Annotated in this window: 12 protein-coding genes; 6 read left to right on the top strand and 6 right to left on the bottom strand. The window is 70.7% G+C overall.

Annotation, left to right across the window (positions count from 1 at the left end):
* Position 1: 1 nt before the first annotated feature.
* A complete protein-coding gene (locus JOF29_RS18685; RefSeq protein ID WP_209695452.1) occupies positions 2-787 on the bottom strand; it encodes a GNAT family N-acetyltransferase family protein in 786 nt (261 codons plus the stop codon).
* A gap of 103 nt (positions 788-890) precedes the next feature.
* Here JOF29_RS18685 and JOF29_RS18680 point away from each other — a divergent pair, with 103 nt between their 5' ends.
* On the top strand, positions 891-1,664 hold the full coding sequence (locus JOF29_RS18680; RefSeq protein ID WP_209695451.1) for an ArsR/SmtB family transcription factor: 774 nt from the start codon (positions 891-893) through the stop codon (positions 1,662-1,664).
* Here JOF29_RS18680 and JOF29_RS18675 read toward each other — a convergent pair.
* The 3 genes from JOF29_RS18675 to JOF29_RS18665 form a co-directional block, all read right to left on the bottom strand.
* Complete coding sequence (locus tag JOF29_RS18675; protein ID WP_245357657.1) at positions 1,661-3,787, bottom strand: RecQ family ATP-dependent DNA helicase; 2,127 nt, start codon at positions 3,785-3,787, stop codon at positions 1,661-1,663. The genes JOF29_RS18680 and JOF29_RS18675 overlap by 4 nt on opposite strands.
* A gap of 66 nt (positions 3,788-3,853) precedes the next feature.
* Positions 3,854-4,333 carry a redox-sensitive transcriptional activator SoxR gene (gene soxR / locus JOF29_RS18670; RefSeq protein WP_209695450.1) on the bottom strand — a complete coding sequence of 160 codons (480 nt, stop codon included), beginning with the start codon at positions 4,331-4,333 and terminating at the stop codon, positions 3,854-3,856.
* A gap of 46 nt (positions 4,334-4,379) precedes the next feature.
* Entirely contained in the window at positions 4,380-5,654 is a 1,275-nt protein-coding gene (locus JOF29_RS18665) for an MFS transporter (protein ID WP_307863447.1), read from the bottom strand.
* Positions 5,655-5,724: 70 nt separating this feature from the next.
* Here JOF29_RS18665 and JOF29_RS18660 point away from each other — a divergent pair, with 70 nt between their 5' ends.
* Complete coding sequence (locus JOF29_RS18660) at positions 5,725-6,702, top strand: GlxA family transcriptional regulator (protein WP_209695448.1); 978 nt, start codon at positions 5,725-5,727, stop codon at positions 6,700-6,702.
* Positions 6,703-6,721: 19 nt separating this feature from the next.
* On the opposite strand, the gene JOF29_RS18655 is transcribed toward JOF29_RS18660, so the two are convergent.
* Positions 6,722-7,849 (bottom strand): M24 family metallopeptidase, encoded by a 1,128-nt coding sequence (locus tag JOF29_RS18655; RefSeq protein WP_209695447.1) that lies wholly within the window; start codon positions 7,847-7,849, stop codon positions 6,722-6,724.
* 78 nt (positions 7,850-7,927) lie between these two features.
* Between JOF29_RS18655 and JOF29_RS18650 the strand changes: the two genes are divergently transcribed.
* Genes JOF29_RS18650 through JOF29_RS18640 form a run of 3 tightly spaced genes read left to right on the top strand, consistent with a single transcriptional unit; the run spans position 7,928 to position 11,224 of the window.
* Entirely contained in the window at positions 7,928-8,704 is a 777-nt protein-coding gene (locus JOF29_RS18650; protein ID WP_209695446.1) for an alpha/beta fold hydrolase, read from the top strand.
* 40 nt (positions 8,705-8,744) lie between these two features.
* The gene (locus tag JOF29_RS18645; RefSeq protein WP_209695445.1) at positions 8,745-9,623 is read left to right on the top strand and encodes an SDR family NAD(P)-dependent oxidoreductase; all 879 of its coding nucleotides are present in this window, start codon (positions 8,745-8,747) and stop codon (positions 9,621-9,623) included.
* Positions 9,620-11,224, top strand: coding sequence for an AMP-binding protein (locus JOF29_RS18640; protein ID WP_245357656.1), 1,605 nt, complete (start codon positions 9,620-9,622; stop codon positions 11,222-11,224). The genes JOF29_RS18645 and JOF29_RS18640 overlap by 4 nt, the downstream gene beginning before the upstream one ends.
* Here JOF29_RS18640 and JOF29_RS18635 read toward each other — a convergent pair.
* Positions 11,211-12,053, bottom strand: coding sequence for an LLM class flavin-dependent oxidoreductase (locus tag JOF29_RS18635; protein WP_209695444.1), 843 nt, complete (start codon positions 12,051-12,053; stop codon positions 11,211-11,213). The two genes, JOF29_RS18640 and JOF29_RS18635, sit on opposite strands and share 14 nt — an antisense overlap.
* A 62-nt stretch (positions 12,054-12,115) precedes the next feature.
* On the opposite strand from JOF29_RS18635, the gene JOF29_RS18630 reads away from it, so the two are divergent.
* A complete protein-coding gene (locus tag JOF29_RS18630) occupies positions 12,116-12,520 on the top strand; it encodes a universal stress protein (RefSeq protein ID WP_307863446.1) in 405 nt (134 codons plus the stop codon).
* Positions 12,521-12,825 lie beyond the last annotated feature (305 nt).

The raw sequence follows: 12,825 nt of genomic DNA, 5'->3' as shown, positions 1-12,825 counted from the left end.
GTCACGCAGGCGGGCGGATGATCCCGAGCTGGGTCTCCGAGTCCGTGAAGCCCACCGACCGGTAGACCCGGATCGCCAGGTACTCCGGGTCCGCCACCATCACCAGCCTCCGCGCCTTGGTCAGCCCGTACGTCGACGCGTGGTGCACCAGCGTGCCGGCCAGGCCGCGGCCGCGGTCCTCCGGCGAGGTCTGCACGTTCTGGAAACGGGCCAGCCCGCTACCGTCGAAGATCAGCCCGAGCGAACTCTGCAGCCGGTCCCCGTCGAACGCGCCGAACCACTCGCCGTGCCCCGAGTCGACCACGTCCCGCTTCGCCGCGAGCTTGCGCCGGGTGAACTCCTGGTGGTCGTCGTCGACCGTGAACACCGAGCAGGCCAGGCTCTGCTCGTACACCTGCTCCCAGTCGTCGTCGCTGGTCAGGAACCGGTACGTCGCCTGCTCGTTCGGGCGCGGCGGCGGGACGACCCGGTCCGCGGTCATCACCACATTGGGCTCGACGTCGAACCCGGCCGCGGTCAGCTCGTCCACGGCACCCGGGTCGCCGTCGGTGCTGTCGATGCCGAACGCAACATGTTTCGCGTCCGGGAACTCGCGGCGGAAGTCGTCCGTTCGGAGCTTGGTGTCGTCCGGCGCGAACGGCGTCCGGTAGAGCAGGAAGTTGCCCCACCAGAAGCCGGGGTTCTGCGGCGTGCGGACGACGACGTACTCGCCGGTGTCGCGGAACACGCTGCCACCCTGCTCGAGCAGCAGCAGGTCGGTACGGAAGCCGAGGCTGGTGATCTCCACGCAGCCATCCTCACCCATCCGTCAACCGGGTTTGACGTGCAGCCAACCGGCTGCCTATCCTGGTCATGCAGCCGGACGGCTGCCTTTCTGGATCGGGAGTGCGATGGACGACGAGGTGTTCCGGGCGCTGGCGGACCCCAGCCGGCGGCAGCTACTCGACCTGCTCAACGCGCGGAACGGGCAGACCCTGCGGGAGCTGTGCGCCGAGCTGGACATTGCCCGGCAGTCCGTGAGCAAACACCTCGCCGTCCTCGAGAGCGCGAACCTGATCACCACCGTGTGGCGCGGGCGGGAGAAGTTGCACCACCTGAACGCCGAGCCGATCAACGCGATCGCGGACCGGTGGATCCAGCAGTACGACCGACGACGGGTCCAGCTGCTGGCCGTCCTCAAGACCTCCTTGGAGACGACTGTGAACGACTTCGTGTACACGACCTACATCCGGACCACGCCCGAGCGGCTGTGGCAGGCGCTCACCGATCCGGCGTTCACCGAGCAGTACTGGGAGCTGCACCACGAGACCGACTGGAAGCCCGGCTCCGAGATGATCTGGCACAAGGGCGACGTGGCGATCGCCGGGCCGGGCCAGGTCGTCGTCGAGCACACGCCGTACACGCGGCTCTCCTACACCTGGCACCACATCACGCGGGAGTTCGCGGACTCGGTCGGGTTCACCGACGAGGTGTACGAGGCGACCAGCCGGGAGCCGCTGTCGACGGCGGTGTTCGAGCTCGAGCCGGTCGACGACCAGGTGAAGCTGACCGTCGTACACACCGGGTTCGAGCCGGGCAGCACGACGCGGACCATGGTGCAGGACGGCTGGCCGCGGCTGCTGGCGGACCTGAAATCCTTGCTGGAGACCTCAGCCGCCGCCTAGGGGCGCTTGTGGATTATCAGGGGGAGGACGGCTGTGGCACCTGCCTCGCGGAGTTTGGCGGTGGCTACGGTTACTGGCCACTGGGATGAGGTTGCGTCTACCAGCAGGAGGATTGTGCGGCCGGTGACGGATTGAGTTGTGGTGGGGTCCACCACGATGCCGTCTCGCCACACCTTGGCTTCTTCTGCTGAGGAGAGATCGTCGGTGTAGCCGGTGCGGTTGACGGTCAGCTCGGCGCGGTCGAGGCGGCCCACTCCGGCCACGTGGTCGGCTACGACCGACGTCAGGTCGGGGTGGCCGCCGGCGGCCAGTGGTACGACGACCTCGGGGCGGGCCGACCACGCGCCGCGCCAGCGGGACAGCGCGGCGACGGCGCCCGCCTTCAGCGCCTCGACGGCGTCGTGCGTCGGCGTACCGCTGAACGCGCCCTGCAACACCTCCCGCCACTCCGGCGCATCGGCGTACACGATGATCCGGCCGGGCTCGGCGGACAGCGCGGGCGGAATCTTGCCGCGGGCACCGAACGCCCCGCCGGGCCACATCTTCCGCGGCTCCAGCACGTGCACCTCGCCGCGCAGCAACCGCGTCACCGCCGCGACCGTCTCCGGATCCGGCCGTGACACCAGCGGCTCCGGCAACTCCCCGAGGCACACCGAGCACCGCCCGCACGGCTCCGCGGACGGGTCGTCCAGCGACTCCTGGAGCAGTTGCATCAGGCAACGGTCGCCGCGGGTGTACGCCCGCATGATGTCCGCCTCGCGCCGCCGCACCGACACGATGCCGTCGTAGTGCGCGGCGTCGAACGTCCACTCGGCGGCGGTCCGCAACCACCCGCGCTCGACCCGCTCCACGACCCCGTCCACCGCCAGCTGCTTCAGCATCAGCTCGACCCGCGTCCGCCGCAGCCCGGTCTCGGCCTCCAGCGCCGGCACCGTCGCGGGCTGATCCGGGTCGTAGCTCTCCAGGGCGCGCAACAGCCGCTGCACGTTCTCCGGCACCGGGATCGTCGCGGTCGCGAAGTAGTCCCAGACGCCCGAGTCGGCATCCGACGGCAGCAGCGCCACCACCGCATGGTCGATCCCGCGACCGGCACGCCCGACCTGCTGGTAGTACGACACCGGCGACGGCGGCGAACCGACGTGCACCACGAACCCGAGATCCGGCTTGTCGTACCCCATCCCCAGCGCCGAGGTAGCGATCAACGCCTTCAGCCTGTTGTCGCGCAGCGCATCCTCGAGACTCTCCCGCTCCCCCGCCTCCAGCTGGCCGGTGTACGCCGCCACCGGCACGTCCCGCCCGTGCACCTCCTGGACCACCGCCGCCAGCCGCTGCGCATCCGCAACGGTCAGCGCGTACACGATCCCCGACCCCGGCAGTTGCGGCAGCACGTCGACCACCCACGCGAACCGGTCCAGCGGCGACAGCGCATCCACCACCGCAAGCTGCAGACTCGACCGCGCCAGCGGACCGCGCAGTACCAACGTCGACGCGCCCAACTGCTTCGCGACGTCGTCCGTCACCCGCGAGTTCGCGGTCGCCGTCGTCGCCAGCACCGGAGTGTCCGGGTTCAGCTTCTGCAGTACGTCGGACACCCGCCGGTAGTCGGGCCGGAAGTCGTGCCCCCAGTCCGACACCGCATGCGCCTCGTCGATCACCAGGAGCCCGATGTTCCCGGCGAGCCCGTCCAGCACCCGCCGCCCGAATCCCGGGTTCGCCAGGCGCTCCGGGGACACCAGCAGTACGTCGATGCCGCCCGAGCGCAGGTCGTGCTCGATCTCCGACCAGGCGTCGATGTTGTTCGAGTTCAACGTCGCGGCCCGCAGCCCCGCGCGACTGGCGGCGGCGACCTGGTCCCGCATCAGCGAGAGCAGCGGTGAGACCACCAGCGTCGGCCCGAATCCCTCCGCCCGGCGGATCGCGGTCGCGGCCCAGTACACCGCGGACTTGCCCCAGCCGGTCGCCTGCACCACGAGCACCCGCGCCGCCGCCTCACACAGCGCCGCGACCGCGGTCTCCTGATCCGCCCGCAACCGCGCGTCGGCACCCGCGATCGCATGGATCACGTCACCCGCAACCTTCGCCCGGGCCTCGGTCAGCATCACCATCGAGTCGGTCTCGCTCATGCCGGAAACCCTAGACGCCCCCACCCCCAACCCGCTCGCCGCGACAGTCCGCCTGTGGATAACAGGTCAGGCGCACTTGCCGGGATGGCAGGGTTCGCCGTCGGCGGCGAGGAGCCGGCGGGGGCCGGGGCCGGTGGTTGCGAGGGTGTCGTGGGGGTTGGCGAGGGCGCAGCGGTCGATGGACAGGCAGCCGCAGCCGACGCAGTCCTTGAAGTCGTCGCGGAGTTGTTCGAGATGCAGGATCCGGCGGTCGAGCTGGACCTGCCAGCACTCCGAGATCCGTTCCCAGTCGGCGCGGGTCGGCGTCCGGTTCTCCGGCAGCAGGTTGAGGATCGCGGCCACCTCGGCGAGCGGGATGCCGACCCGCTGGGCGATCCGGACCAGCGCCACCCGCCGCAACGTGTCGCGCTTGTAGCGGCGCTGGTTCCCCGACGTACGGCGACTGAGAATCAGCCCCTGGCGCTCGTAGAAGTGCAGCGCCGAGATCGCCACCCCGCTGCGCTGCGACAGCTGCCCGACAGTCAGCTCACCCGGCTCGATGTCCATCGCCCTGCCCTCCAACCTCAACTTAGATCGAGGCTAGCGGACGGGATCAGGCAGGCACGACCCGGCGCCCGATGCTCGCGGACATCAACGCGGCCCCAGCACACAGCCCGCCGGCCAGGTACCACGCCAGGTTGTAGCTGCCCTGCGCGTCCCGGATCACACCCGCACCCGTCGCAGCCAGCGCGGCACCCACCTGGTGCGACGCGAACACCCAGCCGAACACGATCGGCCCGTCCTGCCCGAACCACTCCCGGCACAACGCCACGGTCGGCGGCACTGTCGCCACCCAGTCGAGCCCGTAGAAGATGATGAACACCCACGTACTGGGAGCGGCGGTCGGGCCTAGCAGCGACGGCAGCACCAGCAGCGACAGGCCACGCAGCGAGTAGTACGCGATCAGCAGGTACCGCGGGTCCCACCGATCGGTCAGGTACCCGGAGAAGATCGTCCCGCCCACGTCGAACAGGCCGACCAGCGCCAGCAGCGAGGCAGCGGTCGTCGCAGGCATCCCGTGGTCGTGTGCGGCCGTGACGAAGTGCGTACCGACCAGCCCGTTCGTCGACGCACCACAGATCGCGAACCCACCAGCCAGCATCCAGAACGCCGGCCGCCGCACCGCCAACCGCAGCGCGTTCAACGCCCGCATGGCACTACTACCGGTCGCCACGACCCGCTGCCCCGCAGTACTGCCCTCCGGAGCGCCGTACGCGCGGAGCCCCACGTCACTCGGGAAGTCCCGCAGGAACAGGAGCACCAGCGGTACGACGGCCAACGCAGCACCGGCTGCCACAAGCGCAGGGACCCGCCACCCGTACCGCGCGGCAAGAGACGCGATGAGCGGCAGGAAGATCAGCTGACCGGTAGCACCCGCCGCGGTGAGGATTCCGGTCACCAGACCGCGACGATGGACGAACCAGCGGCCGGTAATCGTCGCGACGAAGGTCATCGACATCGAGCCCGTACCGACACCGACCAGCAGGCCCCAGCAGAGCAGCAACTGCCACGGCGCGGTCATGAACACCGTCAGCCCGCTGCCCAACGCGATCAGCACGAGCGCCCCGCCGACCACCTTCCGCAGCCCGAGCCGATCCATCAGCGCGGCCGCGAACGGCGAGATGCCGCCGTACAGCAGCAGGTTGATCGACACCGCCGTCGAGATCGTCGCGTGCGACCAGCCGAACTCCTCGTGCAACGGGTCGAGCAGCACGCTCGGCACCGACCGGAAGCCGGCCGCCCCGATCAGCGTCACGAAGCCGACCACCGCGACCGCCCAGGCCAGGTGCACCCGGGGAGCCTTCTTCGTCTCCACAATCTGCGTCACCGGACCAGAGTGCCAGTTCGACGCCCATCGAACTAGTGGCCACATAGTCAACCTGTGTCAAGATATGGCCATGAGTCGCCCGTCGTCCTCGAACCCGCACGTGATCGCGGTGCTCGCACTCGAACCGGTCGTCGGGTTCGACCTCACCATCCCGCCGACCGTGTTCGGCGCCGCCACCACGGCCGACGGCAGCAAGCTGTACGACGTCCGCGTCTGCGGCCTCGGCGGACCGGTCCGGGCCGGCGCCGGGTTCACGCTCACCCCGGATCACGGCCCCGAAGCCCTCGCGGCGGCGGACACCGTGATCGTCCCCGGCACCTACATCCGCCAGCCGCGGTACGACGGGACGCTGCCTGACGACCTCGCCGCCGCGCTCGCCACCATCCGGCCCGGCACCCGGATCGCGTCGATCTGCACCGGCGCGTTCGTCCTCGGCGCCGCCGGGTACCTCGACGGCCGTCCAGCGACCACGCACTGGGAGCGGGCCGAGCTGTTCCGCAGCGTTTATCCACAGGTGAAGCTCGACGAGGACCGGCTGTTCATCGACGACGGCGACGTCCTGAGTTCGGCCGGTCTCGCCGCAGGCATCGACCTCTGCCTGCACCTGATCCGCCGCGACTTCGGCAGCGAGGTCGCCAACCGGGCCGCCAGGCACTGTGTCGTGGCACCCTGGCGCGACGGCGGCCAGTCCCAGTTCATCGAGCACGCCGTACCCGAGGAAGGCAGCGAGGGTACGTCGCCGACCCGGGCGTGGGCACTGCGGCACCTGAGCACCGAGATGAGCCTGTCGGCGATGGCGGCGTACGCGCAGATGAGCGTGCGGACGTTCAGCCGGCGCTTCAAGGCCGAGACCGGGCAGTCGCCCGGGACGTGGTTGCTGCAGCAGCGGGTGCGGCACGCGTGCCACCTGCTGGAGACGACCGGCCTGCCCGTCGACCGGATCGCCGAGGAGGCCGGCCTGGGTACGGCGGCCTCCCTGCGACACCACCTGCGGTCGGAGCTCGGGGTCTCCCCGCTCGCCTACCGCAAGACGTTCCGGGCGAGTTAGAGGGTGCTCAGACACCCTCTCAGAGCTCGACCAGGTCGTGCGGCTGCTTGTTCATCGGCTCCACACCGTCCGCGGTGACGACGACGATGTCCTCGATGCGCGCGCCCCAGCGGCCGGCCTGGTAGATGCCTGGCTCGACGCTGAACGCCATACCCGGCTCCAGCGTCAGGTCGTTGCCCGCGACGATGTACGGCTCCTCGTGCACGTCCAGCCCGATCCCGTGCCCGGTCCGGTGGATGAAGTAGTCGCCGAACCCGGCCGCCGCGATCACGTTCCGCGCGGCCGCGTCGATCGACTCCGCGGTCACACCTGGCCGTACGGCGTCCACGGCAGCCTGCTGCGCCTCCTGCAGGACGGCGTACGTCGCGGCCACGTCGGCGTCCCGCGGCGCACCGACGGCGTACGTCCGGGTGGAGTCCGAGTTGTAGCCCTCGGCGACCGGTCCGCCGATGTCCACGACCACCACGTCGCCGGCCTCGATCACGCGGTCGGACAGCGCGTGGTGCGGGCTCGCGCCGTTCGGGCCGCTGGCGACGATCACGAAGTCTGCCCCGGTGTGGCCTTCCTCGACGATCGCGGCCGCGATGTCGGCGCCGACCTCGGCCTCGGTCCGGCCGGGGCGCAGCCATTCGCCGACCCGGGCGTGGACGCGGTCGATCGCGGCGCCCGCCTTCCGGAGCGCGTCGATCTCGGCGGCGTCCTTGCGCATCCGGAGTTCGCGGACGATCGGGCCGGCCAGCACCTGCTCGGCCTTCGGTAGCGCGTCCCGGATCGCCAGCACGTGCAGTGCCGGCGTGAAGTCGCTGACCGCGACCCTGGCCGCGCCGCCCAGCCGGTCCGCGGCCAGCTTGTACGGGTCGACGCCGTCCACCCAGGTCACGACCTCGACGCCCAGCTCTTCGAGCGGCAAGCCGTCGTACCCCGGCGCTTCCAGCTTCGGTACGACGAGCGCCGGGGCGCCGTCGGCCGGGATCAGCAACGCGGTGAGCCGCTCGAACGAGCCGCCCGGCTGACCGATCAGGTAGCGCAGGTCGGAGCCCGGCGCGATCACCAAACCAGTCCCGGCCGCGGCCTCCCGGGCGCGGTCCAGGCGAGCACGGAGTACGGCGGCAGCGGGAATCGGGGGAAGTGCTGAGCGACGGGCCATGGTCAGACTCTAAAACTGTCGGAAGGGCTTGCTACAACTGGGTTTCGCTTAAACCCCTGCTCGGCGAAAGGCACTTCGATGACACTGCACTTCGTGTCTCACGGCGACGGCGTCCCGGTTCTCGCGTTGCACGGCTGGTCGCCGGACCACCGGCTGATGACCGGCTGTCTGGAGCCGATCTTCGGTGAGCTGACCGGCTACCGCAGGATCTACCCGGACCTGCCTGCGATGGGGCAGAGCCCAGCCGGCGACATCGACAGCTCGGACGGGATCATGACGGCGCTGCGGGAGTTCATCGACGAGCAGATCGGCGACGTGCCGTTCCTCTTACTCGGCGAGTCGTACGGCGGGTACCTCGCGCGCGCACTGGTCGCCGAGCGACCGGAGCAGGTCCGCGGTCTCGCGATGATCTGCCCGATCGGCGAGCTCTGGCACAAGGACCGGAAACTGCCCGAGCAGGTCGTCCTGCGGACCGAGCCCGGCGTGCTCGAGTCGCTCGAGGAGGGCGAGGACTTCACCGACCTGGCGGTGGTGCAGACCGCGGCGGCTTTGGCGGCGTACCGCTCCGATGTGGTGCCGGGGCTGGCGATCGCCGACAAGGCCGCGATGGAGCGCATCCAGAAGAACTGGGCGCTGACGATCGCGCCGGAGAGCGGTCCGCCGTACCTCGGGCCGTCGCTGATCCTGTGCGGGCGGCAGGACGCGGTGACCGGGTTCGAGGACCAGTTCACGCTGCTCCCCCACTATCCGCGGGCAACGTACGCCGTCGTCGACGTGGCCGGGCACAACCTGCAGATCGAGCAGCCGGAGCTGCTGCGCGCGTTCGTGAGGGAGTGGTTGCTCAGAGTGGGTTGAGGGCTCCCGTTGATCGCTACCAGCGGGTAATGTCGCCTGTATGGTGGCTTCGAAGCGTCCGGTCGGGTGGTCGTTGCTGGTCGCGCTGACGAACGGACACACCAGGATCTCCGACGAACGGCTCGCTGCTGCTGTGCACGGGAAGGTCGTCCTGGTGACCGGCTCGTCGTACGGGATCGGTGAGGCGACCGCGCGGCGGCTGGCCGCGGCCGGGGCGACCGTGTTGCTGGTGGCCCGGACCGAGGAGCAGCTGCAGGTGGTGGCCGACGAGATCCGCACCGGCGGCGGGTCGGCGTACGTGTACCCGGCGAACCTGGCGGATCCGGGCGCGGTCGAGGAGCTGGTGCGGACGGTGCTCGCCGAGCACGGGCGGGTCGACGTACTCGTGAACAACGCGGGCAAGTCGATCCGGCGGTCGATCGCGGACACCTACCAGCGGTTCCACGACATCGAACGGACCAACGCGGTCAACTATCTCGGGCCGGCGAAGCTCGTGCTCGAGCTGCTGCCCTCGATGCGGGAGCGGCAGTCCGGGCACATCGTGAACGTGTCGACCGCAGGGGTGCGGACGCCGCCGATGGCCCGCTGGTCGGCGTACCTGGCGTCGAAGAGTGCCTTCGACGTGTGGCTGCGGTGCGTGGCGCAGGAGGTGCGCGGCGACGGGGTGACGACGTCGACGGTCTACATGGGGCTGGTGCACACGCGGATGAGCGAGCCGACGCCGTTGCTGAACAAGCTGCCCGGGCTGTCGCCGGAGCAGGCCGCCGATCAGGTGTGTACGGCGGTGGCGGAGCGGCCGCACAACATCACGCCGCCGTTCGTCCGCCCGGCCGATGCCATGGGCAACCTTCTGCGGGTGCCGACGGATCGGCTGCTGGAGCAGTACTTCCGGCGTACGGGAGGCGGGAAGAGGCGATGATCCACCCGATCGGACCGGTGCGCCCGCCCGGATGGCTGGTGCGCAGCGCGGCCGAGGTCGGCGGGTTGCCGGTGGCGCTGGTCAGATCTGGCGTGTGGCGCTCGGCCGGCCCGGCACAGCTGGTGCGGATCGAGCGGGCGCTGCGGACGTGGGGCCAGTCGATGGCAACCCTCGGCGCGGTCGCCGCCATCCGCTTCCCGGACCGGGCGGCGGTGATCTGCGGAGAGGATCGGCTGACGTACGCCGAGCTGGACGCCCGGTGCGAACGCATCGCCGCCGGGCTGCATGCACAGTACGGAATCGTTGCCGGCCGCAAGGTAGCGGTCCTCTGCCGAAACCACGCCGGCTTCCTGGAGGCGACGCTCTCAGCCTCCCGCCTCGGCGCCGACGTGCTCTTCGTGAACACCGAGTTCGCCCCACCCCAACTCCAAGCAGTCCTCGACCAGCACCACCCCGACCTGCTGATCCACGACCCAGAGTTCACCCCATCCCCGACCATCCCGTCCGTTACGTCCGCCGGCGCCTTGGACGAGCTGGCTCGGAGTGATACTCCGGAGGCGCCCGTCGGAGTGCGGGTTGGGCGCATCACGCTGCTTACCTCGGGGACTACGGGGGCGCCGAAGGGGGCGCCGCGGGTGACTGGTGCGTTGGGGTTGGCGGGGTTGACCGGGAGTGCGTTGCAGCGGTTCGGGCTTCGGGCCGCGGAGCCGATGGTGATCGCTCCGCCGTTGTTCCACGGGGTCGGGTTGCTGACCTCGATGCTGGCGTTGTTCCTCGGCTCTCCGTTGGTACTGCGGCCACGGTTCGACGCTGCCACGCTGCTGGCGGATGTCGAGGCGACCCGGGCGGGATCGGTCGTCGCGGTACCGGTGATGTTGCGGCGCCTGCTGGACCTCGGCCCGACGGCGACCGCGGAGTACGACCTGCGTTCGCTTCGCGCGGTCGTTTCCGGTGCCGCACAACTCGGCGCACCGCTGGCCACGGAGTTCATCGAACGGTTCGGCCCGGTGCTGTGCGACGCGTACGGATCCAGCGAGGTCGGCATCGCCACCATCGCCACCTCGGCGGACCTGATCGAAGCGCCGGGCACCGTCGGACGCCCGTGTCTCGGCAGCTCGATCCGCATCCTCGACGACCTCGACCGCACGGTGCCGCCCGGCACGACCGGACGGATCTTCGCCGGCGGCGGTCTGGTGTTCGGCGGGTACTCCGACGGTTCGAACAAGACCGTCGTCGACGGCCGGATGAGCACCGGCGACCTCGGCCACCTCGACACCGCCGGCCGGCTGTACGTGGACGGGCGGGAGGACGACATGATCGTGTCCGGCGGCGAGAACGTGTACCCGGTCGAGGTCGAGCAGTGCCTCGCCGCGCATCCCGCCGTCGCGGAGGCGGTCGTCACCGGCGTACCCGACGACGAGTTCGGCCAGCGGCTGCTCGCGTACGTGGTACTCACCGCGCCGGCCACCGAGGACGAACTCATCGCCCACGTGAAGGCGAACCTCGCCCGCTACAAGACCCCGCGCCAGGTCGTCATCCTCGACGAACTCCCCCGCAACGCCACCGGCAAGGTGCTCCGCAACCGCCTCACCCCGCCGTGAACCCCGCCGTGAACCCCGCCGTGAACCCCGCCGTGAACCCTGCCGTGAACCCTGCCGTGAACAAGGCGTGGAACCGGGTCATCCGCTCCAGCGCCCCGCTCTCGTCCCCGAACGACACCGCCACCGTCTCCGCCCCCGCATCGGCCAGCTCATGCGCCATCGCGACGACCGGGTCCGGCTCACCCGCGGACCAGTCGAGCCGCGTCCCGACCCGGACCGGCCGGTCGCCGTACGACCGCAGCTTCTCGACCGCCGCCGCGAACCCGGCGCCGTCCAGCCCGAGCCCCTGCCACTCGTCCCCGTACCGCGCGGCCCGACGCAGCGCGGGTCCCGTCGTACCGCCGATCATCACCGGCAGCGGCGCGCGCACCGCGGGCTCGAACACGCCGCCCCGGTCCCGGCCCTCGAACAGATCGCGGATGATCCCGAGCGACTCGTCCGTACGCCGCCCGCGCTCCTCGAACACCGCACCCACCGCCGCGAACTCGGCCTCCGCCCACCCCGCGCCGATGCCGAGCACGATCCGTTCGCCGGAGAGCCGGTGCAGCGTCGCGGCCTGCTTCGCGACGACGTACGGGCTGCGCAGCGGGAGCACGAGTACCGACGTACCGAACCGGATCCGGGTCGTCCGCGCGGCGAGGTAGCCGATCGTCACCAGCGGTTCGTAGACGCCGCCGTACGTCGGACCGAACTCGCCTGGCGGGAGCAGGTGGTCGGGCAACCACGCCGTGCCGTAGCCGAGCTGTTCGGCGGCGATCGCCAGCTCGACGAGACGCTCGGGCGGCATCGCGGCGGACTCGTCCGGGAGAACCACTTGGAGTTCGGGCATGTGACGACCCTATGTGGGCCGCCTGTCCGACGGCGCGGGCGATTGATGGGAGAGTGGGGGCCGTGAAGATTCTCGTCGGATACGTACCAACGCCCGAGGGTGAGGCGGCGCTGGCCGCAGCGGCGGCCGAGGCCGAGCTGCGCGGGGCCTCGATCCTGCTGCTGAACACCAGCCGCGGGGACTCCTACATCGACGCCCGCTACGCCAACGCCGACGAGTTGGCCGCCGCCGCGGCGAAGCTGCGCGAACAGGGCGTCGAGGTGACGATCCAGCAGGCCCTCTCCGAGGGCGACGTGGCCGGCGCCCTCCTCAAGGCAGCCGCCGCCGACGACGTCGCGCTGATCGTCCTCGGCCTCCGCCGCCGCAGCCCGGTCGGCAAGCTCATCCTGGGCAGCACCGCCCAGCGGGTCCTGCTGGAGTCGCCCGTCCCGGTACTCGCGGTCAAGGTCGCCTCCCCCCACGACTGACCCGGCCACACGCGGACCGCATCCAGCGCCCGGTGCCCCAGTCTCGCCCCCTGGGCCGTTTGAGTGGTTAACCTCCCGCGATGTCCGTTCAGCCCTTGTATGCAGACGGTGAAGGGGCGATTCGAGCGGTTCACCCCTGAAACGGTGGTGGGGGCCGGGGCAAAACGGGGTGAGGGGTTGGCGTGGCCCGCCTAAACTGGACTGGTTATGCCTGATGCCCGGACCGAGTCCACTCCCCCCGCGCCCGCCCCCGCCCCCGCCCCCGCCCCAGCCCCGGCTTCCCGCCGACGCCGCCGCGGTGGAAG

Origin of the sequence: Kribbella aluminosa (assembly GCF_017876295.1) — a bacterium.
GTDB lineage: Bacteria > Actinomycetota > Actinomycetes > Propionibacteriales > Kribbellaceae > Kribbella > Kribbella aluminosa.
This window is presented reverse-complemented; position numbering and strand designations above follow the sequence as displayed.